Source organism: Mycolicibacterium iranicum, assembly GCF_002101705.1.
Lineage (GTDB): Bacteria > Actinomycetota > Actinomycetes > Mycobacteriales > Mycobacteriaceae > Mycobacterium > Mycobacterium iranicum.
Genome location: NZ_LQPC01000030.1, coordinates 405,007 through 428,094, shown reverse-complemented (window position 1 = coordinate 428,094; position 23,088 = coordinate 405,007). Strand labels below are relative to the sequence as shown.

Here is a 23,088-nt window from a genome sequence, read left to right as displayed (position 1 = left end):
AGACACACGACTTCGAAAGCAGGGCGACGATGTCCGGAGATCCAACCGACACCATTGCGCAGGCACCCTTGCCGCGGCCCGCCGAAATCGACGAGTCTGACAACGCTCTCCGGTTCGTCGACGGCGTCAGCTGGCGGGTGAGCAAGCGCGGTTTGATCGTCTGCACCCCGGGCGGGTCGCCGCTGCTGATCGCGCACGACCGAGCTTCCGATATTCCGGCGCTCGTCCGCGATGCTGCGAGGCTTGACGAGCTGAGGGTGGGACTCGGTGGCACCGCTGCCGACCGCGAGCTTGTCGATGCGCTCGTCGCGGAACGCGTGATCTCTGAACAACCGTCGATGGTCATCGACATCACCCCCGCCAAGCGCATGACCTTCAGCCGCTCGGGGATCGAATTCACCGGCATTGACGGCATCGCGCGCCGAGTCCACCGCGTAGTTATGCCGGTAATCGAATCGTGGACGGGCCGGTTCGCGCTGACGGCGATCGTCATTGCGGGACTGGCGTGCCTGGTCATGGGCCGCCCGGACGGTCCGCAGGTCAGTAACGAGCCGTGGGTGGACGCAACGCTGGGAATGTTGTTGGGGTTCGCCCTGTCGGGACTCCACGAACTGGGTCACGCGGTGGCGCTGGTTCACTACGGACGCACCCCACGCTCGGCTGGATGCGGATTCTATTGGGGCGCAATGTGTTTCTATGTCGACTGCTCGGACGGGATCACCCTGCCGAAGCGCGCCCGCGTCGTCAACGCACTCGCTGGACTGGCCGTGGACCTCGTGACCATGTCGGTGCTGCTCATCATGTCGCATACTGTCGCCGGATCGGTTTTGTTGGTCAGCGTCTGCTGGCGTCTGGCGATCACCCAACTCATCGGGATCTTCGAGAACGGTATGCCGATCCTGGAAGTGGACGGCCATATCGCGCTCTCGGACTACCTCGACGAACCCGACCTTTCACCACGCTCCCGGGAAGCGTTGAGCCGCAGACTGCGTGGTGTCACCGACAGCGACGAGCCCGCGTGGCTGGCGGGTTACGGAGCCTTCAGCATCATCGGCGGCGTCGTTCTGCTCGTGGGCGGCACCTGGGCGTGGTGGCTGGCCGCAGGAGACCTGGTCTCTTCGCTCTTCGGGGGCAACGTCATCGAGATCCTGCTCGGCCTCTATATCGTCGTTCCGGTGGCCATGGCGGCACTGTTCTCCGGAATCGGGCTCGCGCTGGAGCTCACCTCAAAAGCGCCTGCGACCGAGGCCGAGCAATCCTAAGCGCCGAGCTGCCCGACAGTGAGAGCATCCCGGGCCCGAACCGCTTCTGGAAGCGCGCAATCGGCTGGAAGCTTGGCGAGCGCTTCGCGAAGTGCCGGAAGTGAATCTCCGCCGCGGAGGTCGTAATCATCGAGCGCTGAACGAAGTTCAAACAGCGGAGCGTCTTGGCGGCGGGCTACCTCCATGGCGGCCTCGAGATCGGCAGCTCGCGTGTCCGGATCGAGGTACGTCTTGGCCCGCGCGCGCAGAAGTTCGGCGTCATAGAAATGCATCCCGGTGTCCTCGGCGATCTGCAACGCTGTGTTGATCCGCTCCCGTGCCTCTTCCAACCGGCCGGAAGCGATCAGGAGTCGACCGATGACACAGTCGTACTGCGTCTGGTAGGCATACAGCCCGAGGGACCGCCACAGATCGGTGGACTGGGTGAGCTGTTCGACTTGCGATGAGATCTGTTCTTCCTCAACACTATCGGCGTTCAGCAAAATCTGACCATGGACGATACCCAACCCCAGGGTCGCTCCGAGCGCCTGCCAGAAATCGATACCGTAACGCTCGGCGTGCTCGACCATGTTGGTGACGAGCTTCTCGGCGCGGTCGAGCTGTCCTGCTTCGCAGCGCAACCAGATCTCGATGTGACTGGCGTAGGCCTGGTTGTAGGGCCCCCATGGGAAGGCGAGTTCATCTCCTCGGCTGACTGCCTTCGCCATGTTGGATTCGGCTTCGGTGACATCGCCGTGCAGCAGGTGATAGATGGAAAGGTGCTCGAATGCCAGCGCGACAATATCCCAAGGGATAAACCAGAGTTCCTGCATGCTGTTCTGGCCCTGGTCGTCGAAACCGCGGCTGGCTTCTTCGAAATGCTTGCGAGCCTCGGTGAATTCGCCGCGCATGAAGGCGGCCATTCCGAGAACGCAGGCAATCGCAGGGCTCCACTGCTGCCTCTGTTCGTCCGGTTTGGCGAGCATGACTTCCGACAGTTGGCGGGCGCGGCGCAGGTCGGACTTGTTGATGTAGTAGCTGCTGACGGAGAGTAACGTCCCGAAGACTTGATCGTCGTGCAGGTCAGACCCGACGAGTTGCAGGCATCGTTCCAAATCTTCAGTCACCGACGGGCTTTGATATCCCTCGGCCGTCGACGTGAGGAAGCAGTGTTCCAGCCTCGGCTCGATCTCCAGGCGATCCCTGTCTCGACCCGGTGGGCACAGTGCCACCTGTGTCAACGAATGTCTGAGGTAGGTGCGAGCCTCTTCGAGGGCGCCGCGCCGGCGCGCATCTGCAGATGCCCGCCGGTAGGACGTCGCGGCATCGGCGTGGCGCTCGGCGTGCTCGTAGTGACTGGCTACAAGCCGCCAGTCTGGTTCTCCGGCAGCGACTTCCATCAGGACGTCAGCCGTCTTGCCGTGCAGCGCACGCCGTACGCTCGGCGGCGCCAATTCGGCGGCGACTTCACGGAGCAGCTCGTGCCGGAACTTCCACGCGTCTGGTCCATGCGGTTCGAACACCTTCGCGTCTTCGAGCTCGTCGATGACGTCGTCGACCTTGTCTTCGCTGAGCCCGGAGACGGCCACCAGCAGCCCACGATCTACGTGGCGGCCGATGACTGCAGCTGCTTCGACGACGGGCACGACGTCCGGGACAGCGAGAAGTCGGGCGAACAGCGGCTCGTAGAGAGAATCGGGGACGGTGGGCCCATCGGTGTCGCCGGAGGAGCTGAGTCCGTTGACCACCTGCTCGATGTAGAACGGGACGCCACCGCAGCGCTGCCTGACAGCCGCGCACTGTTCGGGCGCGATCCTCGGATCCAGGGCAAGCACGAGCTCATCGGTCTGTTGGTCGGTCAGCGGAGCGAGATTGAACACCTTGGCGGGCCAGTTGTCGGGCAGCCAGTTCCCGTCACGGCCTGTGATCACTGCGAGCAGGCGGCCGTCGGTCATCGTCAAAAGCGAACTCAGAACGTCCAAAGTGGACGGGTCGAACCAGTGCGCGTCCTCGGCGAGCAGCAGTCCCGGCCCTTTGCCTAGGGCGGCCAGCAGGTATTCCCGCAGCGCTGTGGCAATCAGCTCCTGAAGCTTGCGGCCCTCCGCCTGCGGGGTTCGGTAGCCCAGTGATGCGTCCAACCCGAGAATGGGTGCCAGCAGCGGAATTTCGGAGTCGGCGTTCAACCCCTGGGTCCTCACCTCGGCTTCGAGGAGCTGAAGCCGGCGAGCAGGATCCGTCACTCGCGTGATGCCTGCGCGCCGCTCCAGGAGCAGTCGCGCGGGATACAGTCCGACGTCCGTATGCACGGGGGAGCCGACCAACTCGAGGACCGTCCCTCCGTCCTGCTGCACCAGTTCCGAAGCTGCAGCGGCAAGGCGGCTCTTGCCGATGCCCGCCTCGCCTCGGAAAACGATCGCCGGGGTGGTTAATGTTCCCGCGCGGGCTCTTTCCCAGCTCTTCTGGAGTCTGGCGAACTCACGGTCGCGGCCCACCAGCGGGCCCATCGGTGTCGCTGCCGCGTAGGCCCGTTCACCCAGAACGCGGAAGGGATTGATGACTTCGTCGGTGCCGACCATCGCCTCGGAGGGGAGGCTCTCGAGGTCAAACGCGTTGCGGATCAACGGTTCCACGGAATGCGAGACGGCGACACCGCCGGCGGGTGCAAGGGCCGAAACCCGCGCGGCCAGTGTGACGGCCAATCCATAGACGTCGTCTTGATTGTCGTCGAGATAGACCGGCCCGCGATGCACGCCGATCCGGACCTCGATGGTCCGTTGAACCGACGACGGGCCTGTTCGCCGAGGCGCTCGACGTCGCGGGAGATGTCAAGGCCCGCCTGGACGGCACGGTAGACGTCGTCCTCGTGCGCGTTGGGGTAGCCGAATACGACGAGCAGTCCATCGCCTTTGGTTCCGCTGACGTGGCCCTCGTACTGGTCGGCGGTCTGGCGGACAAGGTCGCGGAACCGGCCGACGAGAAGTCGGTGGGTTTCCGGATCCATGCGCATTGCCATGTCCGCGCCGTCGACGAGGTCGGCCGAGACGAGGGTCAATCGTCGGATTTCGCCACCCGTGGTGGGTGCGCGGAGCAGGTCCTCGGCTTCGGCGTTGCGATGGTCGACTGCGAGCACCTGGTCGGCGAGCGCTGAGGCAACGTCGCGATCGCCGCGGTTGATCGCCGCGACCGCTCGATCGAGCAGGTTGTCGATCGAACTGCCGACACCTCCGGGATCCAATGTGTCAGGCGCCGCGGTGTCGAGCGGACCGTCCCCCAGCATCGTCGCCGCGAACTCGCTGTCGTCGAGCCCCCCGGCCATCGTCGCCGACAGGCCTGCCGTGGAGGCTGCGGTCCCGCCGAGGGCTCTGGCTGCGGCCTCGGCGAGCTCGATAACCGTCTGATAGCGGTCGTCGGGATTCTTGGCCATCCCCTTGGCGATCACGGCATCGAACCCTGCGGGCACGCCGGGGTTGATCTGCGAAGGCTGCGGTGGAGGAGCCGTGAGGTGCGCCATCATCTGCTGCTCGACGCTCTGGCCGGCGAACGGTGCTGTTGCGGTGAGGCACTGCGCCAGGACGCAGGTTAAGGAGTACACGTCCGAGCGAACGTCGCAGGCGCCCTCGCGGAACCGTTCCGGCGCCATGTATTGGACGGTGCCCACGAGATGGCCCGAATTGGTCAGGGCAGTCTGCTGAGACGCACGGGCGATGCCGAAATCGATCAGGTAGGCGAAGTCGTAGCGGGCCACCAGGATGTTGGACGGCTTCACGTCACGGTGGACGAGGCCCTCGTGGTGCGCGGCGTCGAGTGCCATCGCTACTTGCTCGATGATCGCGACGGCACGGGCGGGCAACAGCGGGCCGCCGGACAGGAGCGAGTGCAGATCGCTGCCGTCGATGAGACGCATATCGACGTAGAGGCGGCCCTCGATCTCGCCGTAGTTGTGGATGGGAACGACGTGCGGTTCAGTCAGGCGGGCTGCAGCGTGTGCCTCGCGACGGAATCGCTGCAGGTAGAGATCGTCTTGAGCCCACTGGGCAGGGAGCACTTTCAGGGCGACGACACGATCTGTCGCCGTGTCGTACGCGCGCCACACTTCCCCCATGCCGCCGCGACCTAGCAGATCCACCAATTGGTAGCGCCCGAAAGGCGTTCCTTCCATGGTCCCCCCGTGCAAGAACAGCAATCGTCAATCTGTCTACATTAGACTCCGCTCCTTAGGTGCACTACCAGTTCAGACATCCCTCATGAACTTTATTGACGGCCGGCCGTCAGCGAATCATGTGCGGTCGGGGGAAGGTGCCGAAAGGCTCAGTTTCGGATGATTCTGCGCCGCGTCAATCGACGATTGATCTTGCGAGTCATTCCTCACCTCCTTGAATGTCAGTACGCACCGCCTGAGAGCTGCGATCGGGTAGGCGGTGTTTACCCGCGGTTACGTCTACCTCGGGTCAACCGGCGGCTCATTTGTGTGAACATTTGGGTCACCTGCTTTGCATGTCAACCGCGGGCTTTTCGGGCACGTGCCAGTCGACGATCCATATGACGAATCATGCTGTTATTACGATTCTTTCGACGCTCAGCAGAGGGCCCGCGTGGCGATCCCGACGACGGCGATGGATCCCTTGTCGGTCTTCTCGAACTTCATGTTCTTCCTTCCTGAAGAGGCTGCGTAGATTGCTGCCTGTAGGAAGAAGATCCGGCTGAGTGCTTGGAGGTTTCTAAACGCCGAAGACCGACGCGCAACTAGCGGCGCCGCAGCACGGCCACTTGCGGACTGAACAACCCGCCCCGCAATTCGATGTCGATGGACGGTCCGGCGTGCGCGGCCAGTACCCGCAGCGCCGACGGACTGTAGGCGCGCAACGAGCTGATCACGCCGTCGTGCACGAACGGGATCACCGGCGCCAGCGGGAGCATCGAGGCCAGCCGCAGCAGGTGCAACGGCGCCGGCGGACGCGGCAAATCGATGATGAGCAGTGTGTCGGCAGCGCGGGTGCCTTCGGCGATCACCTGGACCGCGGCGTCGGGTGCAAGGTGATGAAACGACAGAGCGAACACGGCCAGCGCGAACTCACCGTCGGCCGCGTCCAGGTCTGTCGCGTCCAATTCCCGGACCTCAGCGCGGGGATGCGATCCGAGATCGGTGGCCGCCATCGCCGCCACCGAGGCCGGTTCGATGTCGGTGACCGTGACGTGCGCGCTCGGATGCCAGTCCAGCAGCTTGCGCGACAGCGCGCCGTGCCCGGCACCGAGTTCCAGGATCTTGGGGTCGGGGACGTCAGCGACCTCATCCAGCGCAATCTTCGCGAATCGCTCGTGATTGCCGAACACCTCGCCGGTCCAGTCCAGCGCGCGCACGACGCTGCGCTTCATCGCTTCGAGATTGTCGTCTCCGTCGGAGTCGCGGTCCAGGTACTCCAGGCGGTCGGTCTCGAGCAGCCGATCCAGGCACGACGCATTCGGCCCGCCACGCGGCATGTCCGCGAGGCCCGCCGTCAGCGGTGCGGTCTTCAGGGCATCATCCGAACGGTAGGAGAAGCGGAACGCCGCCGGGCGCCGTGAACGTTTCGGGCATCTGCGGGCGTTCCGTCGGAACCTTCGCCCCATCCCGGTACACCAGAGTGCCGGTGTAGACGCCGTTGTCGTAACTGTCGTAGTAGAAACTGCCCGTGACGATGTACTGGCATTCGGCATACGTCGCCGTGACGGGAACGAAGACGCCGCCGAACTCGGGTGATTCGCACCCGATCCGGGGATCCACGGGCGGGGGAGCCGGCTGGGCGTGGGCGGCTCCGCTGAGCAGGACCGGCGCGGCCGCGAATGCTGCGGCAAGGCCGGCAAGCCCGCAGCGTCGGGGTCGAGTTTCGATGAGCGGCACCTTTCCGTCGCGCCTCTGCGCACTCTAGCGCGACCCGGCGGGGCGGCGAGGCGTTCGGGAGATCAGCGCAGGCTCGTAGTCCATCATGGACACATGGCCGACTTCGTCGCTGCAATCGACCAGGGCACCACCAGCACGCGGTGCATGATCTTCGACCACAACGGCGCCGAAGTCGGACGTCACCAACTCGAACACGAACAGATCCTGCCGAAAGCGGGCTGGGTCGAGCACAACCCCGTCGAGATCTGGGAGCGCACCGCATCGGTGCTCGCGACGGCGATGAACAGAACCAACCTCTCGACCGGCGATCTCGCGGCGCTCGGCATCACCAACCAGCGGGAGACGTCGCTGGTCTGGAATCGCCGCACCGGAAGGCCGTACTACAACGCGATCGTCTGGCAGGACACCCGCACCGATCGGATCGCATCGGCACTGGATCGAGACGGCCGCGGCGAGGTCATCCGGCAGAAGGCAGGCTTGCCGCCGGCCACCTACTTTTCAGGCGGCAAACTGCAGTGGCTGCTGGAGAACGTCGACGGTTTGCGTGAAGCCGCCGAGAAGGGCGACGCCCTGTTCGGGACGACGGACACGTGGGTGCTGTGGAATCTGACCGGCGGCCACCACGGCGGGGTGCACGCCACCGACGTCACGAACGCCAGCCGGACCATGCTGATGAACCTGGAAACCCTGGACTGGGACGACGAACTGCTCGGCTTCTTCGGCGTGCCGCGCCAGATGCTTCCCGAGATCCGACCGTCGTCAACCACGGAGCCGTTCGGGGTGACGGCGGTGGTCGACGGTGAGTTGCCGATCACGGGCATCCTCGGCGATCAACAGGCAGCGATGGTCGGGCAGGTGTGCCTCGACGCCGGGGAAGCCAAGAACACCTATGGCACAGGCAATTTCCTTCTGATGAACACCGGTGAAGACATCGTGCGATCGCAGAACGGTCTGCTGACCACCGTCTGCTATCAGTTCAATGACGCCAAACCCGTTTACGCGCTTGAGGGTTCGATCGCCGTCACCGGCTCGGCGGTGCAGTGGCTGCGCGATCAGCTGGGTATCATCAGCGGGGCATCCCAGAGCGAGGCGCTGGCCCGTCAGGTCGAGGACAACGGCGGCGTCTACTTCGTGCCCGCGTTCTCCGGCCTGTTCGCCCCGTACTGGCGTTCGGATGCGCGCGGCGCCATCGTCGGGTTGTCCCGCTTCAACACCAACGCCCACGTGGCCCGCGCGACACTGGAGGCGATCTGCTACCAGAGCCGCGACGTCGTCGACGCCATGGAAGCCGATTCCGATGTGCACCTTGAGGTTCTGAAGGTCGACGGCGGCATCACCGCCAACGACCTGTGCATGCAGATCCAGGCCGACGTGCTCGGCGTCGACGTCGTCAAGCCCGTGGTCTCCGAGACGACAGCGCTGGGCGCCGCCTATGCCGCCGGATTGGCCGTCGGATTCTGGGATGGCACCAACGATCTGCGCGCGAACTGTCAGGAGGACAAGCGGTGGGCACCGCAGTGGTCCGACGACCAGCGTGAGTCCGGATACGCCGGTTGGCGCAAAGCCGTTGATCGAACCCTAGATTGGGTCGACGTCGACTGATCAGCCGCGGTTGTCGAAGAGTCTTCGTCCTACGCGGACGGGTACATCTGCCAGGATGCGATGTCAGGCACGCGGCGTCCGGCGCATACATGACGAGCAATGTCCAGTGATCAAGAATCCACACCGAGTCCTGTCACTCCGCTGGGAACTAAGCCTCCGCGGAAAAGAGTGCGATCAATCGGCGACGGCCCAATACCGGTAGGAGAGTTTCCAGAAACGTCTATCGACGTGACGACACTCGTCAGCGAATGGCGACCCAGCCTCTGCTGTCGGACCCTGCACATACGCTGGCCCGTGAGCTACCCGGAGGAGGTCTGAGTTGAACAGGGCCGAGCGTCTGTGGAGCCTGCGGGACGGAGTTCTCGCTTGGCTGTACGAGCTACGAATCGAAGGAACTGCCATCGCCGAGGCGAAGCCGGCGGCCTTCATGGAGGTGGCTTCCTGGTCTGACACTGAGGTCACGCGGGAGGAATTGAGCGCCGCACTGCAATGGCTGATTCAGGAGGGTTACGTCGACGGGACTGGCACGATGCAGAGGATCGTTCTCCGGCCACACTTGACGCCCTACGGGGAGAAGTACGCCGCGTCGGGCAAGTCGGTGCGTGACCTACCCGGTATCGCCGAGGTGCAGAGTCCGTACCTGCACATAGAAGGCAGCAGCGGTGTCGCTATCGCCGTCAACAGTCACGGCGCCATTCAGACCGTTAATGTAGAGCGGGCGATCAAGCAAGCCCGCAATCTCGCCGACGAGATCGAGCAGGCACTGCCCACGGTGACCGACGCGGAGGTCCGTGCCCACGCCGAGGATCTGGTATCCGCGATCCGTGGTGAGTCGAACGCCGCCTCCCCGTCGCCGGGCCGATTCAAGACATTGGCCACTACGGCGATGACCGCGATAGCGACGGCTGCCGGCACAGAGGCCGGTAAAGCGATCATCGAGGCGGCGCTACCGCTGGTGTCGTAATCCCGACATGACCACGGCCTGTTGCGAGGTTGATGAGTTCGGATCGACGTCGGTCACCTCGGTTCATGTTCATCGGCGGGGCCGAAGCGCCCCGCTGTGCTGGCTGCGGCACACTGACACCGTGCACGGAAGGAGGTGGCGGGCACTGTGGTAGTACGCGTCAGTGTCGCCCCGAGCATCCTGCGGTGGGCCGTGGAGCGTGCGGGTTGGGACGACGAGACCACACAACGCCGCGCCCCGAAGCTCGACGAGTGGATTAGCGGTGAGCGTCAGCCGACCCTCAAGCAGTTGGAGAGCTTCGCGCAGGCGACTCATACCCCGTTTGGTTTGTTGTTCCTGTCTGAGCCGCCGAACGAGTCGGTGCCCATCCCGGACATGCGCACGGTCGGCAACACGACGGTGCCCCGCCCGTCCGTCGACTTGCTGGACACGATCTATATATGCCAGAACCGACAGGAGTGGTATCGCGACTACGCCCTCGACCACGGCGCTCCCCGGTTGGAGTTCGTGGGCTCCGCGACCACCGACACCCCACTGGCCGACGCAGCGCGGGCGATCCGCGAGGCCATCGACTTCGACCTGACTGAGCGCGCCGTGTTTACCAACTCCGACGATGCGCTGAGGCAGTTGATAGACCGCATCGAGGCCATTGGTGTGCTCGTTATGGTGAACGGCATCGTCGGCGGGGACACACACCGGGCCCTGGACCCGGAGGAGTTTCGCGGTTTCGCGCTCTCTGATCCGGTCGCTCCGCTGATCTTCGTCAATGGCGCCGACACCAAGGCTGCGCAGATTTTCACCCTGATCCACGAGCTCGGTCATGTTTGGCTCGGCGGCAGCGCCCTGTCCGACGCCGCCATGGTCGTCCGCGACGGGGTGTCCGAGGAGCTGTGGTGCAACCAGGTCGCAGCCGAGGTCCTGGTTCCCCTGGCGGCACTTCGTCGCGACTATCAGGGTGAGTCGACAACCCAGGAGTTGACACGCCTGGCTCGCCGGTATCGGGTGAGCACGTTGGTAATCCTTAAGCGCCTATTCGATGCGCACTTCCTCGAGTGGGACGACTACCGGTCGCGATATGAAGCGGAGAGAGACGCCGTCGTCGAGCTGGCCAAGCGCCGACGCGGAGAGAACTCTGGCGGAAACTACTACAACACCCAGCCGCTGCGCCTGAGCCGCCAGTTCGCTCGCGCGGTCGTCACCAGCACCTACCAAGGCGATACAAGCTTTCGGGATGCCTTCAACCTGCTCGGGACCAGGAAGCATGAGACCTTCGCCCGCCTGGCTGACGAGATCGGGGTCGGTTGATGTACCTGGTTGACGCGAACGTTCTCATCGAGGCGAAGAATCGCTACTACGCCTTTGACATCGCCCCCGGATTCTGGGCGTGGCTTGAAGGTGCCCATGCTGCCGGAGAGGTGGGCAGCATCGAGACCGTCCACAAGGAGTTGGTCAGCGGCAACGACGAACTGGCGGACTGGGCAAGAGCGAACAGCTCCTTCTTCCAGCCCATCGATCAGGCCACTACGTCACATTTCCCGGCGCTGACCGCGTGGGCGGTGTCTCGCCCGTTCACGCCGGCCGCACTTGCGGCTTTCACCGGCAACCAGGCCGACTATCAACTGGTAGCCCACGCGCGTGGGCACAACCATGTCCTGGTCACTCACGAACTCCCGGAACCGAACTCGCGAAAGCGTGTGAAGATTCCCGATGCCTGCGCGGCAATCGGCGCCACATACATGAACCCGTTCGAGATGATGCGGCGCACTGGAGCGAAGCTAGTACTAAGCACCTAACCCAATTACTGGCCCGCCGCGACCAGCGACCGCAACTTCACGTCCGGGTTCTCCCGTACCACGTTCTCCAGTCGCCACTTCGTCGAGAACACCGCGAGCATGACGCCGTCGGTCCTGGTGAAGACCTCCACCGACGCCAGTTTCGCCAATAGCTCGGCGTCCTCGGGGTCGCAGATGCGGGCCACGGTGTAGGGCAGCGGCTCCAGTGAGATCGGCGCGCTGAACTCGGCTGTCATCCGGTGACTGGCCACCTCGAACTGCATCGGCCCGACTGCGGCGAGGACCGGAGCCTGGTCGCCGCGGCGGTCGGACTTCAGTACCTGGACCACACCCTCTTGGTCGAGCTGGTCGATGCCCTTGCGGAACTGCTTGTGCTTGCTCGGGTCGGTGCCCCGCGCGACCGAGAAGTGCTCGGGCGAAAAGCTCGGAATCGGAGGGTATTTCACCGCGACATCTTGATAGAGGGTGTCGCCCGGCCGCAGCGCTGCAGCATTGGCCAGGCCGATGACGTCACCCGGCCACGCGGTGTCCAGGGTCGAACGCTCCCGGCCGAATACCGACTGCGCGTACTTGGTGACGAACGGCTTACCGGTCGAGGCGTGCGTGAGCACATCCCCCCGCTCGAAGGTGCCCGAGCACACCCGGGCATAGGCGATGCGATCGCGGTGGGCCGAGTCCATGCCCGCCTGCACCTTGAACACGAACGCGCTGAACGGTGCGTCGGCCTCGCGGAGGTTGCCGTCGACGTCACGTTGCCCGGCCGGCGGTGGCGCGAGTTGTGCCAGGACGTCAAGAAGCTGGTTCACGCCGAAATTGAGTGCGGCGGAGGTGAACAGCACCGGCGTCGAGGTGCAGTCGAGGAACGTTTCGGGATCGAAGTCGGCGCCGTCAGCTTCGAGCAACTCGGACTCCTCGACCGCGGTGTCCCAGTCGTCGCCCGCGACGTCGTGGGCTCGGGACGGGTCGATGTGTTCCTCGGGAGCGGCGGTTGCGCCACCGGCGGTACGGGTGAAGCGGATGAACTTGCCGGTGCGACGATCGAGCACACCCTTGAAGTCACCCGCGATGCCCACCGGCCACGTCAGCGGTGTCGGTCGCAGGCCGATCTCCGCCTGGATCTCGTCCATCAACTCCAGCGCGTGGCGGCCGGGACGGTCCCACTTGTTGATGACCGTGATGATCGGGATCCGGCGATGCCGGCAGACCTGGAAGAGCTTCAGCGTCTGCGGCTCGAGGCCCTTCGCGGCGTCGATGAGCATCACCGCCGAGTCGACGGCGGTCAGCACCCGGTAGGTGTCTTCGGAGAAGTCCGCGTGACCCGGGGTGTCGAGCAGGTTGATGACGCAGATGTCGCCGGCGTTCGTCGTGTACGGGAACTGCAGCGCCGTCGACGTGATCGAGATGCCGCGCGCCTTCTCCATCTCCATCCAGTCCGACACCGTAGAGCGCCTGCCGGACTTGCCGTGAATGGCGCCCGCCTCGGTGATGGCCTTGGCATGCAGGACCAGCGCCTCGGTCAGCGTGGACTTGCCGGCGTCGGGGTGGCTGATGACGGCGAAGGTTCTGCGTCGGCGCGCCTCGGTGGAAACGGCGGTGGGATTGCTCATTGTGCAGGCGATTTTATTGGCGGTGACCGCCAAACCGATAATCGCGCGCGACTTGGGTGCCGTCCGTCAACGTCAGCGTGACGAGCGACACCGAAATCACGGTCTACGCGGCCGCGGCGTCGAGCTCTCGCTTGGTCTCCTCGTCGAGCTCGATGTCGCGGACCGCGGTGTTCTCCTCCAGATGGCCCACCGACGAGGTGCCCGGAATCAGCAGCACATTCGGTGCGACCGACAGGGTCCAGGCCAGCGCAATCTGCGCCGGGGTGCGGCCGAGCTTCTCTGCCTCGCGCACGACCGCCGGGTGGTTGAGAACCGGGTTGTCGGGCATGAAGCCAGAACCCAGCGGAAAGAACGGAACGAATGCGATGTCGCGTTCGGTGCACAGTTCCAGGACGGGCTGTGACGTCCGGTCGACGAGGTTGTAGGCGTTCTGCACGCAGACGATCTCGGTGCGCTCCAACGCAATTCGCAGGTGGTCGATGCCGATGCTGCTCAGCCCGATGCCGTCGATGAGCCCCTCGTCGCGGGCGGCGATCATCGCCGTCAGCTGGGCGTCGAACAACTCCCGGTCGACCTCGGCCGGTGCACTGGGGTCGTCGTTGCCCCCGAACACACGCAGGTTGACGGCGGCCAACTTGTCGACGTCGAGAGTCTTGAGGTTCTCCTCGATGCCGCGGCGCAGCTCGTCAGGTTGCTGGGCACCGAGCCAGTTGCCCTGGTCGTCGCGCTTGCCGCCGACCTTGCTGACCAGGGTGAGGTCGGCGGGGTAGGGGTGCAGCGCCTCGCGGATCAGTTCGTTGGCGACGTTCGGGCCGTAGAACTGTGCGGTGTCGATGTGGTCGATGCCGAGCTCAATGACGCGCTTGAGCACGGCGATCGCCTGGTCGTGATCGCGGGGAGGCCCGAAGACGCCCGGACCCGGGAGTTGCATGGCGCCGAAGCCGACGCGTCCGACTGTGTGTGAGCCGAGGGAGTAGCTGTCCATGCTTCCTCCTTACACGGGATCGGGGCGGTTTCTTCCGCTGTGGCCGAAAGAAACCGCCCGGAAGGGGAGAGCGTCACTCCCTCCCAACGTGTTCGGTCAGTTCTCGCCCAGGATCGAGTAGATCTCGCGGCGGGCGTTGTTCACGATGTCGACGATGCGCTGCTGCTGCTCGGGCGTGGCTGCGTGCGCGGACTGCGCGACGGCGCCCATCAGCTGGCCGACCGCATTGCGCAGGCCGAGTGCGCCCGGGTCGGCATCAGAGGCGATCTCATCCCACGGTGCCGTCTCGATCTTCTCGGCGGCGGCGCGGCCTTCGTCGGTGAGCTCGAAGAGCTTCTTGCTGCCCTCGGCCTCGGTGGAGACGAGCAGGCCTTCGTCGACCAGCAATTGCAGCGTTGGGTAGACCGAGCCGGGGCTGGGCTTCCAGAGCTGCTGGCTACGCTCGTTGATCTCCTGAATCATCTCGTAGCCGTGCATCGGTCGGTCGGTCAGCAGCTTGAGGATCGCGGCGCGCACGTCGCCGCGCCTGCCGCGTCCACCGCCCCGGGGTCCGCCGCGTCGGCCGCCGGGGCCGAATCCGAAGCCGGGACCGAAGTTTCCGGGACCGAAGCCGAAGCCGGGGCCTAAGCCCCGTCCGAAGCCGGCGTCGCCACGATGTTCGCGGACGTGATCGCGGAACTCGCGGCGGGCCTGCCTGCGCTGCTCGTGAAGTGTCTTGCGGTCCTCGGGGCTGAACCCGAAACCGAAACCGCGGCCCTCGAAGGGGCTGCTTCCGAACGGACCAGGGGTGTTCATAGGGGTGTTCATGTCTTGTGTCCTTCGTTCGACAGGAAGCACTCTCTGCGCTTCCGATACGTAGACGATATATCGGAAACTATCGCGATGCAACGGCCTACTTCGCGTCAGGTCCGAAGCTGGTCGATGACCGCACGCGCCCACTGCGCCTGCATCGCGTTGAGTCGCAATCCGTAGTCAAGCGCTGCCAGGCCAAAAAACCCCTCGTCAGAGGCGTCGACTTCGCTCCCGCATGTCAGGGACTCGCGTAGGTCGGAGAGTCGTCGGATCTCCTCGTCGGAGTGCTCGGCCATGTGTTGCAGATGCGAGCGGGCCTGTTCGGTCGGGATCAACCCCAGCAGGAAGACCCTCAGCAGCGCTGCGCTTCGGAACGGGGGATCGTCCTGCGGGCTGATCACCCAGCGCACCAGCTCGGCGCGGCCGGTCTCGGTGATCCGGTACTCCTTGCGGCCCCTCGGTCCGATAGCGATGACCTCGATCAACCCGCCGGCGGACAGCTTGTTGAGCTCGGAGTAGAGCTGACTCTGGGTTGCCGGCCACACGTTTGCCATCGACTTCTCGAAGTGCTTGAGCAGGTCGTACCCGCTGGCCGGGCCCTCGGCCAGCAGGCCGAGCGCTGCGATCCGAAGGCTCATGGCGGCATCGTACGGCTCGACATTCCAGAACTGGACTATCGACGCGGATCAGTGACATTCCACTATTGACATGTCACTAGTGGGGTGTCACTGTGGAGGCACCACTTCAGGAGAGGCCAGCCCATGACGGAGACCACGTCCGCCGCTACGGAATCGCCGGCAAGTGACTCGCGCGAGAGCTCGTCGGAGTTGTTCGGCACCGGGAACTTCTTCCAGGTCGGCAACTACGCGCCCGTCTCCGACGAACTCACGGCCTTCGACCTGCCCGTCGAGGGCAACATTCCGGCCGAGCTCGACGGCTGGTACCTGCGCAACGGACCGAATCCGCGCGAGGCGACCGGACACTGGTTCGCCGGCGACGGCATGGTTCACGGCGTGCGCATCGAGAACGGGCGCGCGGCGTGGTATCGCAATCGGTGGGTGCGCACGGACAGCTTCGTCGACCCGTTCCCGCTCTACAACGAGGACGGCACGCGCAACCTGCGGGCCAGTGTCGCCAACACCCACATCGTCAACCACGCCGGCAAAACGCTGGCTCTGGTCGAATCGTCACTGCCGTATGAGATCACCAGCGATCTGGAAACGTTGGGCGCCTACGACTTCGGCGGCAAACTCGTCGACTCGATGACCGCGCATCCAAAGATCTGCCCGACCACCGGCGAGTTGCACTTCTTCGGGTACGGGAATCTCTTCGCCCCGCATGTCACCTACCACCGCGCGGATGCCAACGGCGAGTTGGTGATTGAACGTCCGCTCGACGTCCCCGCGCTGACGATGATGCACGACTTCGCGCTCACCGCGAACTACGTGGTCTTCATGGATCTGCCGATCGTGTTCAACGCGGACATTGCGATGAGCGGTAAAGGAGACATGCCATACCGCTGGGATGACGGCTACGGCGCGCGGCTGGGCGTGCTTCGCCGCGACGACCCGCACGGTGAAGTGCGCTGGTTCGAGATCGACCCGTGCTACGTCTTCCACGTCGCGAACGCCTACGACAATGAACGTACGATCACGGTGCAGGCGGTGCGCTATCCCGAATTATGGCGTGACAACGGTGGATTCGAGGCCGACGGGGTGATGTGGACGTGGAAGATCGACTTGCAGAACGGCACGGTGAGCGAGAGCCAACTCGACGACCGTGTCGTCGAGTTCCCCAGGATCGACGACCGTCTCGCGACGCTTCCCGCGCGCTACGCAGTGTCTGTCGGTAACTCCAGCCTGGTTCGGCACGACCTCACGACCGGCGCGGCCGAGGAACACCGCTTCGGCAACGACGGCGGACCCGGCGAGGCTGTGTTCGTGCCGTCGACCTCTGGCCCCGCCGACGAGAGCAGCGGCTGGTACCTGGGATACGTCTACGACCCCGGCCGCAACGGCAGCGACCTCGTCATCATCGATGCGTCCGACTTCGCAGGCCCACCAGTCGCCAGAATCAAGCTCCCACAACGGGTTCCGTACGGATTTCACGGGAACTGGATCGCCGGTAGTCACTGGGGCTGACCCGGTAGGGCCGCTCGAGGGTCAGGACGGCGGGGCGAACCCGTCGTCACTTGGTGCGGGTGCCGCGGGAGGCTGCGGTCGCGGCGGGGGTGGTAACCACTGCGGAGCCGGCGGCCCCGGCGCAGCTGCGGCCTGCTGCAGACGGCTCAGCTCCCGGCGGTGCCTCTCGGCGAGGACGGCCGCGAGGACCATCGCGGGCGGGGTCCCCGGCGGGGGAGGCGGCGAGATCTGGGCGACCATGTCCATGGTGATCCGGTACGCCATTTGGTCACGCACCTGCGGATCCAATTGCGTTGCTCGAGCCAGGAATTGGCGGGCAATATCGGCCTGCGACGGGCTGAGTCCGGACAGCTGCAACGTCGACGCCCACCATGCCAGCTGGGGCGGCATAACCGGGGGCGGGGCCTGTTTGGGTGCGCGCTCGCTGATGACTACGGTACCCGCGAAGATGTCCCCGATGCGCTTGCCTGTCGGCGAGAGCAGGCTGCACAGCACCGCCGGACCGCCCGTCAGCATCCAGAGTTCGATCACGCCCGCCAGCGCACGGAACAAGGCCTGTCGGAAGCGCTCGGGGCTGCCGTCTTCCGACACCACCCGCAACCCCAACGCCATCTTGCCCAGCGTCTTACCTCGGGTGGCCGTCTCGAACACAGTGGGATAGCCGACGAGGGCGACCACCGTGAAGATGATCAGGACGGCCGCGGAGAACGCCGGGTCCATGTCCGTCAGCGTCACGGCCCACAGAATCGTGCCGATGACGTAAACGAGCATGACGACGGCGACGTCGATCAGCGCCGAGGCCGCTCGGACCGGCAGTTGGGCGATCTGGATCTCCAGAACGACGGCGTCACCGGTCACCACGGGTTGTTGCTGGCCGACCATAACCAGCCACGCTACTAAAGTCTCGGGAGTGGATGTCGATGCGTTTGTCCTGGCGAACCGCCCGACCTGGGACCGCCTCGAACAACTCGTGAAGAACAAGCGGCATCTCACCGGGGCGGAGGTCGATGAACTGGTCGATCTGTACCAGCGGGTGTCGACCCATCTGTCGATCGTGCGGTCCTCGTCCACCGACGCGGTTCTGGTAGGCAAGCTGTCCGGTCTGGTGGCGAGGGCGCGCGCGGTCGTGACCGGCGCCCACGCGCCACTGTGGCGGGAGTTCGTGCGCTTCTGGACGGTGTCGTTCCCCGTGGTGGTGTACCGGTCCCGGCGGTGGATCGTGGCGTCGGGAGTGGCGTTCTACGTCGTCGCCGCGGTGATCGCGGTGTGGATCGCGCATAGCCCCGAGGTGCAGGCGTCGATCGGGACGCCGAGTGAGATCGAGCAGATCGTCAACCACGAATTCGCCAACTACTACAGCGAGCATCCCGCGGCCTCGTTCGCGTTGCAGGTCTGGGTGAACAACGCGTGGGTGACCGCACAATGCATCGCCATGGCTGTGCTTCTCGGAATCCCCATCCCGTACATCCTTTTTCAGAACGCCGCCAACCTCGGCGTGAACGCAGGCCTGATGTTCGAGGCGGGTCGCGGTGACGTCTTCCTCGGGCTGATAACCCCGCACGGACTGCTGGAGCTGACGGCGGTGTTCGTCGCCGCCGGCGTCGGGATGCGGCTGGGCTGGTCGGTGATCTCGCCGGGAGACCGCCCGCGCGGCCAGGTACTGGCCGAGCAGGGACGTGCGGTGATCTCGGTGGCAATCGGGCTCGTGGTGGTATTGCTGGTGTGCGGTGCGATCGAGGGTTTCGTGACGCCGTCGCCGCTGCCGACGTTCGTGCGCGTGCTGATCGGCATCGCAGCTTTCTCGGCGTTCGTCGGATATGTGGTGTACTTCGGCCGCAAGGCGGTGCGGGCCGGGGAGACGGGCGACATCGAGAACGCCCCGGACGTGGTCCCGACCGCCTGACACTTCGCGAGACCGCCACCACGGTAGTGAACGAGCCGCCGGGACTACCGTCGTGGCCGTCTCACGAGGTTACATGCGGCGCTCGTGCAGGAATGGCGGCTACAGGCGGCCGGCTGCTTTCATCGCCAGGTAGTGATCGGCGAGGTCTGGTGCCAACTCCTCCGGCGGAGCATCGACGACGTCGACACCCATTCTGCGCAGCAGCGATGCGACCGCCCGGCGGTCGTTGCGAGAGCGTTCCGCCGCGGCGGCGTCGTACACCTCGACGGCATCGGCGCGGCCGGCCGCAAGCTTGTCCACGCGCGGGTCGGCGACGCTCGCCACAATCACCCGATGCTTGGCGGTCAGCTGCGGCAGCACGCTGAGCAAGCCCTCGTCGATCGCCGAGGCATTGAGATCGGTGAGGATCACCACGAGCGCCTGCCGTCGCACGCGACGCTGCACCGCGGCCACCATCGCCCTGGCATCCGACTCGACCAGTGCCGGTTCCAGCGGCGCCATCGCTGCCACCAGATGGGCCAGCAGCTCGGTGCGCGACGCATTGACCACGGCCGCGCGCGTTTCCCGGTCGTGGGCCAGGAAGTCCACATGGTCGCCTGCCCGGGCAGCCAACGCCGCCAACAGCAGCGCGGCGTCCATCGACCAGTCGAGCCGGGGCCAGCCGCCCGGATCCTGGGCAGTTGGATCGACCCCCACCCGACCTGCCGACGTCCGCCCCGTGTCCAGCACGATCAGGACCCGCCGATCCCTCTCCGGACGCCAGGTCCGGACCACCACGTCGGCGCGGCGGGCCGTCGCGCGCCAGTCGATGGAACGGACGTCGTCACCGACGACATACTCACGCAGCGAATCGAATTCGGTGCCCTGCCCGCGAATGAGCACCGGCGTCATCCCTTCCAGCTCACGCAGCCGCGCCAGCCGTGACGGAAGATGCTTGCGGGACAGGAACGGCGGCAGGATGCGGACCTGCCACGGGATGCGGTGCGAGCCCTGACGCCCGGCGAGCCCGAGCGGGCCGATCGATCGCGCGGTCACGAGCGCGGAGTTCTGATCGCCGCGGCGTACCGGTTGCAGCGTGGTATCGAGTTGAACCCGCTGTCCGGCAGCGATATCGACCGCGTGGGTCCGAGGTTGGGCGCGGGCGCTCGGCGCCCAGGCGTCGCGGACGACGCCGCGAAATCGGCCGCGCCCGGCGTTGTCCACCGTCAGCGCTACGCTCACCGGCTGCCCCAGCCGGGCCGACGTCGGCCCGCCTCGGGTCAACCGCAGTGAACGCGGGCTGCCCGCCAATGCCACGTCCAGGATCACGGCGGCGGCAAGAAGAACCGCAAGCACGGCGAAAGTGAGTGCGGGACTGGGGGAGAGCGCCACGGGAAGCGCGCACAACAGTGCGATCAGCCCGGCGCGGCCAGTGAGAACCACTAGCGTGGCACGGGCACCGACGACAGGATGCCCTCGATCACTCCGTCGGCACTGGCCCCCTCCAACTCGGCCTCCGGCCGCAACGCCACGCGGTGCCGCAGCGTCGGCCGGGCCATCGCCTTGACGTCGTCGGGGGTCACATAGCCACGTCCCGAAAGCCACGCCCAGGACCGGGCCGTGGCCAGTAGTGCCGTCGCGCCGCGCGGGGACACACCGAGTTGCAGTGATGGGGAATGCCTTGTCGCGCCGACGATGTCGACGATGTAGCCGAGGACCTCGTCCGCGACGAGCACTTGACGGACGGCTTCGCGGCCCGCGGCCAGCTCCGAAGGTCCGGCGACCGGCTTGATGAACGACAGGTCTCGCGGATCGAATCCGCGCGCATGCCTTGTCAGGATCGCAATCTCTTGATCACGCGGTGGCAGAGGCACAGTGAGTTTGAGCAGGAACCTGTCCAGCTGCGCCTCGGGAAGCTGATAGGTGCCTTCGTACTCGATCGGGTTCTGTGTCGCGGCGACGATGAACGGGTCGGGCAACGGGCGCGGCTCGCCGTCCACGCTGACCTGCCGTTCTTCCATTGCCTCCAGCAACGCGGCCTGCGTCTTGGGTGGAGTGCGGTTGATCTCGTCGGCCAGCATCAGGTTGGTGAACACCGGACCCGCCCTGAACTCGAATTCGGCAGTGCGGGCGTCGTAGACCAGAGACCCGGTGACGTCGCCGGGCATCAGGTCCGGAGTGAACTGGACCCGCTTGAACTCCAGCTGCAACGCCGACGCCAGCGTGCGCACCAGCAGTGTCTTCGCCACGCCTGGAACGCCTTCGAGCAGCACGTGCCCGCGGCACAGCAGCGCGATCACCAGACCGCTCACCACGGCGTCCTGGCCGACGACCACTTTGGCGATCTCTGCTCGGAGGGCCATCAGTGCGTTGCGGGCAGCCTCGTGGTGGGTGGGCTCTGTCACGACTGTGCGACCTGCCTTTCGATGTCGTCGAGTGCGCGGGCGAGATTCACCAGATCGGCGTCGGTCGCCGGTGGTTGCCCGTACAGGGTATGGCCGACGGTCTGCGGATCCAGGCCACTGCGATCGGCGACGGCTTGGACCACCTCGGACTCAGAGGCCGCCGGATGGAGACCGAGACGGGGCAGCATGCGTTGCCGCGTCGCCGTGCGTAGTGACTCGGCGGCGATATCCCTCGCGCGCAGGGAACGGTACAGCCGGCCGCGACCCTCGACGGTCTCCGACGCGCGCACGACCACCGGCAGCTGCTCGGCAACCAGCGGCCCGACCCGCCTGCCGCGCCACCACGCCAGCAGAGCCACTCCCACCGCCAGCTGCAGAACCATCCAATACACCTGGGTGGGAATCAGATCGGTGAACTCTGCCGATCCTGAGGAAGCGCCACCCTCGCTGCGCTGCGGGGCGTACCAGATCATCCGGGGTCGGCTGCCGGCCAGGTTCATGGCCAGGGCCGCATTCCCCTCGTCGAGCAGGCCGGAGTTCACCACGAACTCGTCGCTACCCACGACGGTGACGGTGCGTCCGTTGTCGATGTATCGCGTCAGCGCACCGCCATAGCAGCGGGTGACCGGTACGGAGCCCTTCGCCTCGAAGGTGTCGGCGACCCCGAATTGCACTGTGCCCGCCTGGTTTGCCTCGCGTAGATCGCAGTCGGGTGACAGGCCGGTGTATTCGGTGGTGTCCACGCGCTCCAGCTCAGGCGCGAGTGCTTCGCGTGTCCTGCCAATGGGCGCGATCAGAAGGCGGTCACCGGGAAGCTCGGAAAGACGTTGCAGCAGTTCGTCGTCGAAGAGGTGAAAGGTCTGTGCTGCGACGAGCAGGGTGTCGCCGCGTGCCTCGCGCTCGACGTCGGCAATCGTGTCGGCTTCGATGACGGTGACGCCGTGGTCGCGCAGCAAGGCCATCAGCGCGTGGACGCCTTCGGGTGAGGTCGACGCCGGGTCGAGTCTGCCGCCAGGCCGCGGTGCGGTCAGCCACGTCGTCAGCGCGGCGACAGCGACGATGGCGGCCAATGCCAGCAGCACCGATCGCGCCCCGCGCCACCGCTGCGAGATCGTCGTCCCCACCGCCGTCGACGTGCTGACGCTCATCGCAACTCGGCCCACGGCTGAGAGGCGATCGCATCGCCCGCACCGTCGAGGGGCGCCGCCGTCTGCTTGCCCAGCCTGCCGTCCAGCTCGGCGATCATCCGGTATTGCGGTTCGGTCGCGGGCTGTTCACCGTAGGTGACGTCGTTGAAAATGTCTGCAGCGGTGCGTAGTTCGCCTGCCAGGCTGGGCAGCGCACGGCCGGCGGTGCGCGCGAGCTCGGTGGCGGTGCGCCCGGGTATGGGATCGAGGACACCGTTTTCCTCCAGCTGACGCGCGACGGCACGCAGGCGGTGACGGATGGCGGGACCCCAATCGCCGGACGCCGCATAGCGTTCGGCCGTCGCCCGATGCTCGGCGGCGCTCAGCGTGTGGTCGTCGAACAGCGCGGGTGCGTCGTTTCGACTGCTACGCATGGCACGCCGCGCGATGCGGACCGCGACGACAATGGCAACGGCAACAAGAATCACGAGGACCGATACGGTGAGCCATCCACCGGGGAAGTTTGACGCTCCTGCGGTGAGGCGGTACAGCACCTCCTCCAGCCAGTCGCTGATCAGTTCCAGCGCCGACGGTTTCGGGTAGATGGATTTCCCGAGCTCGGCCTGCGCGGCGTCGTGCGCGGCGTCCCGGCCGATGTCTATCGTCGACAC

At 65.6% G+C, this 23,088-nt stretch carries 19 protein-coding genes and 1 pseudogene; 7 read left to right on the top strand and 13 right to left on the bottom strand.

Annotated features, from left to right (window positions below; genetic code table 11):
- The first annotated feature begins 29 nt into the window (after positions 1-29).
- A complete protein-coding gene (locus AWC12_RS15675) occupies positions 30-1,262 on the top strand; it encodes a zinc metalloprotease (protein ID WP_085175346.1) in 1,233 nt (410 codons plus the stop codon).
- On the opposite strand, the pseudogene AWC12_RS15670 reads toward AWC12_RS15675, so the two are convergent.
- The 4 genes and pseudogenes from AWC12_RS15670 to AWC12_RS15660 form a co-directional block, all read right to left on the bottom strand.
- Positions 1,259-3,958 (bottom strand): annotated as a pseudogene (locus AWC12_RS15670) (ATP-binding protein); the annotation flags it as partial. The gene AWC12_RS15675 and the pseudogene AWC12_RS15670 sit on opposite strands and share 4 nt — an antisense overlap.
- Complete coding sequence (locus tag AWC12_RS31640) at positions 3,859-5,400, bottom strand: protein kinase domain-containing protein (protein ID WP_234814026.1); 1,542 nt, start codon at positions 5,398-5,400, stop codon at positions 3,859-3,861. The gene AWC12_RS31640 and the pseudogene AWC12_RS15670, both read right to left, overlap by 100 nt.
- Before the next feature lie 584 nt (positions 5,401-5,984).
- Positions 5,985-6,719 carry a class I SAM-dependent methyltransferase gene (locus AWC12_RS15665; protein WP_024446991.1) on the bottom strand — a complete coding sequence of 245 codons (735 nt, stop codon included), beginning with the start codon at positions 6,717-6,719 and terminating at the stop codon, positions 5,985-5,987.
- Positions 6,720-6,759: 40 nt separating this feature from the next.
- A complete protein-coding gene (locus tag AWC12_RS15660) occupies positions 6,760-7,119 on the bottom strand; it encodes a hypothetical protein (RefSeq protein ID WP_024446990.1) in 360 nt (119 codons plus the stop codon).
- 93 nt (positions 7,120-7,212) lie between these two features.
- Between AWC12_RS15660 and glpK the strand changes: the two genes are divergently transcribed.
- From glpK to AWC12_RS15640, 4 genes are all read left to right on the top strand, one after another.
- Positions 7,213-8,721 (top strand): glycerol kinase GlpK, encoded by a 1,509-nt coding sequence (gene glpK / locus AWC12_RS15655; protein WP_024446989.1) that lies wholly within the window; start codon positions 7,213-7,215, stop codon positions 8,719-8,721.
- A gap of 319 nt (positions 8,722-9,040) precedes the next feature.
- Positions 9,041-9,685 carry a hypothetical protein gene (locus tag AWC12_RS15650; protein WP_085175344.1) on the top strand — a complete coding sequence of 215 codons (645 nt, stop codon included), beginning with the start codon at positions 9,041-9,043 and terminating at the stop codon, positions 9,683-9,685.
- Between the two features lie 147 nt (positions 9,686-9,832).
- Positions 9,833-10,990 (top strand): ImmA/IrrE family metallo-endopeptidase, encoded by a 1,158-nt coding sequence (locus AWC12_RS15645; RefSeq protein ID WP_024446987.1) that lies wholly within the window; start codon positions 9,833-9,835, stop codon positions 10,988-10,990.
- Entirely contained in the window at positions 10,990-11,478 is a 489-nt protein-coding gene (locus AWC12_RS15640; protein WP_024446986.1) for a DUF4411 family protein, read from the top strand. Before AWC12_RS15645 ends, AWC12_RS15640 begins: the two co-directional genes overlap by 1 nt.
- 5 nt (positions 11,479-11,483) lie before the next feature.
- On the opposite strand, the gene AWC12_RS15635 is transcribed toward AWC12_RS15640, so the two are convergent.
- From AWC12_RS15635 to AWC12_RS15620, 4 genes are all read right to left on the bottom strand, one after another.
- Positions 11,484-13,085 (bottom strand): peptide chain release factor 3, encoded by a 1,602-nt coding sequence (locus AWC12_RS15635; RefSeq protein WP_024446985.1) that lies wholly within the window; start codon positions 13,083-13,085, stop codon positions 11,484-11,486.
- 103 nt (positions 13,086-13,188) lie between these two features.
- Positions 13,189-14,070, bottom strand: a complete 882-nt coding sequence (locus AWC12_RS15630) for an oxidoreductase (RefSeq protein WP_024446984.1) — start codon at positions 14,068-14,070, stop codon at positions 13,189-13,191.
- Positions 14,071-14,166: 96 nt separating this feature from the next.
- Positions 14,167-14,877: a PadR family transcriptional regulator gene (locus AWC12_RS15625; protein WP_024446983.1), complete on the bottom strand. Its 711-nt coding sequence runs from the start codon at positions 14,875-14,877 to the stop codon at positions 14,167-14,169.
- Positions 14,878-14,972: 95 nt separating this feature from the next.
- Complete coding sequence (locus AWC12_RS15620; RefSeq protein WP_024446982.1) at positions 14,973-15,500, bottom strand: PadR family transcriptional regulator; 528 nt, start codon at positions 15,498-15,500, stop codon at positions 14,973-14,975.
- A gap of 123 nt (positions 15,501-15,623) precedes the next feature.
- On the opposite strand from AWC12_RS15620, the gene AWC12_RS15615 reads away from it, so the two are divergent.
- Positions 15,624-17,003, top strand: coding sequence for a carotenoid oxygenase family protein (locus AWC12_RS15615; protein ID WP_024446981.1), 1,380 nt, complete (start codon positions 15,624-15,626; stop codon positions 17,001-17,003).
- 21 nt (positions 17,004-17,024) lie between these two features.
- Here AWC12_RS15615 and AWC12_RS15610 read toward each other — a convergent pair whose 3' ends face one another.
- Positions 17,025-17,885 (bottom strand): RDD family protein, encoded by an 861-nt coding sequence (locus AWC12_RS15610; RefSeq protein WP_024446980.1) that lies wholly within the window; start codon positions 17,883-17,885, stop codon positions 17,025-17,027.
- Between the two features lie 28 nt (positions 17,886-17,913).
- Here AWC12_RS15610 and AWC12_RS15605 point away from each other — a divergent pair, with 28 nt between their 5' ends.
- Positions 17,914-18,906 (top strand): stage II sporulation protein M, encoded by a 993-nt coding sequence (locus AWC12_RS15605; protein WP_024446979.1) that lies wholly within the window; start codon positions 17,914-17,916, stop codon positions 18,904-18,906.
- A 99-nt stretch (positions 18,907-19,005) separates the two neighbouring features.
- On the opposite strand, the gene AWC12_RS15600 is transcribed toward AWC12_RS15605, so the two are convergent.
- From AWC12_RS15600 to AWC12_RS15585, 4 genes are read right to left on the bottom strand one after another with little or no spacing between them, the layout of a single operon-like run.
- The gene (locus AWC12_RS15600; protein ID WP_024446978.1) at positions 19,006-20,328 is read right to left on the bottom strand and encodes a DUF58 domain-containing protein; all 1,323 of its coding nucleotides are present in this window, start codon (positions 20,326-20,328) and stop codon (positions 19,006-19,008) included.
- Entirely contained in the window at positions 20,328-21,248 is a 921-nt protein-coding gene (locus tag AWC12_RS15595) for an AAA family ATPase (protein WP_412093745.1), read from the bottom strand. Before AWC12_RS15595 ends, AWC12_RS15600 begins: the two co-directional genes overlap by 1 nt.
- A 38-nt stretch (positions 21,249-21,286) precedes the next feature.
- A complete protein-coding gene (locus AWC12_RS15590) occupies positions 21,287-22,438 on the bottom strand; it encodes a DUF4350 domain-containing protein (RefSeq protein ID WP_024446976.1) in 1,152 nt (383 codons plus the stop codon).
- On the bottom strand, positions 22,435-23,088 hold the full coding sequence (locus tag AWC12_RS15585) for a DUF4129 domain-containing protein (RefSeq protein WP_024446975.1): 654 nt from the start codon (positions 23,086-23,088) through the stop codon (positions 22,435-22,437). The genes AWC12_RS15590 and AWC12_RS15585 overlap by 4 nt, the downstream gene beginning before the upstream one ends.

Excerpts from the sequence above, each read along its gene's own strand:
- AWC12_RS15675 (WP_085175346.1), top strand. The coding sequence starts at position 30 with ATGTCCGGAGATCCAACCGACACCATTGCGCAGGCACCCTTGCCGCGG.
- AWC12_RS31640 (WP_234814026.1), bottom strand. The coding sequence starts at position 5,400 with ATGGAAGGAACGCCTTTCGGGCGCTACCAATTGGTGGATCTGCTAGGT.
- AWC12_RS15665 (WP_024446991.1), bottom strand. The coding sequence starts at position 6,719 with ATGCCGCGTGGCGGGCCGAATGCGTCGTGCCTGGATCGGCTGCTCGAG.
- glpK (WP_024446989.1), top strand. The coding sequence starts at position 7,213 with ATGGCCGACTTCGTCGCTGCAATCGACCAGGGCACCACCAGCACGCGG.
- AWC12_RS15640 (WP_024446986.1), top strand. The coding sequence starts at position 10,990 with ATGTACCTGGTTGACGCGAACGTTCTCATCGAGGCGAAGAATCGCTAC.
- AWC12_RS15635 (WP_024446985.1), bottom strand. The coding sequence starts at position 13,085 with ATGAGCAATCCCACCGCCGTTTCCACCGAGGCGCGCCGACGCAGAACC.
- AWC12_RS15630 (WP_024446984.1), bottom strand. The coding sequence starts at position 14,070 with ATGGACAGCTACTCCCTCGGCTCACACACAGTCGGACGCGTCGGCTTC.
- AWC12_RS15625 (WP_024446983.1), bottom strand. The coding sequence starts at position 14,877 with ATGAACACCCCTATGAACACCCCTGGTCCGTTCGGAAGCAGCCCCTTC.
- AWC12_RS15620 (WP_024446982.1), bottom strand. The coding sequence starts at position 15,500 with ATGAGCCTTCGGATCGCAGCGCTCGGCCTGCTGGCCGAGGGCCCGGCC.
- AWC12_RS15615 (WP_024446981.1), top strand. The coding sequence starts at position 15,624 with ATGACGGAGACCACGTCCGCCGCTACGGAATCGCCGGCAAGTGACTCG.
- AWC12_RS15610 (WP_024446980.1), bottom strand. The coding sequence starts at position 17,885 with ATGGTCGGCCAGCAACAACCCGTGGTGACCGGTGACGCCGTCGTTCTG.
- AWC12_RS15595 (WP_412093745.1), bottom strand. The coding sequence starts at position 21,248 with ATGGCCCTCCGAGCAGAGATCGCCAAAGTGGTCGTCGGCCAGGACGCC.
- AWC12_RS15590 (WP_024446976.1), bottom strand. The coding sequence starts at position 22,438 with ATGAGCGTCAGCACGTCGACGGCGGTGGGGACGACGATCTCGCAGCGG.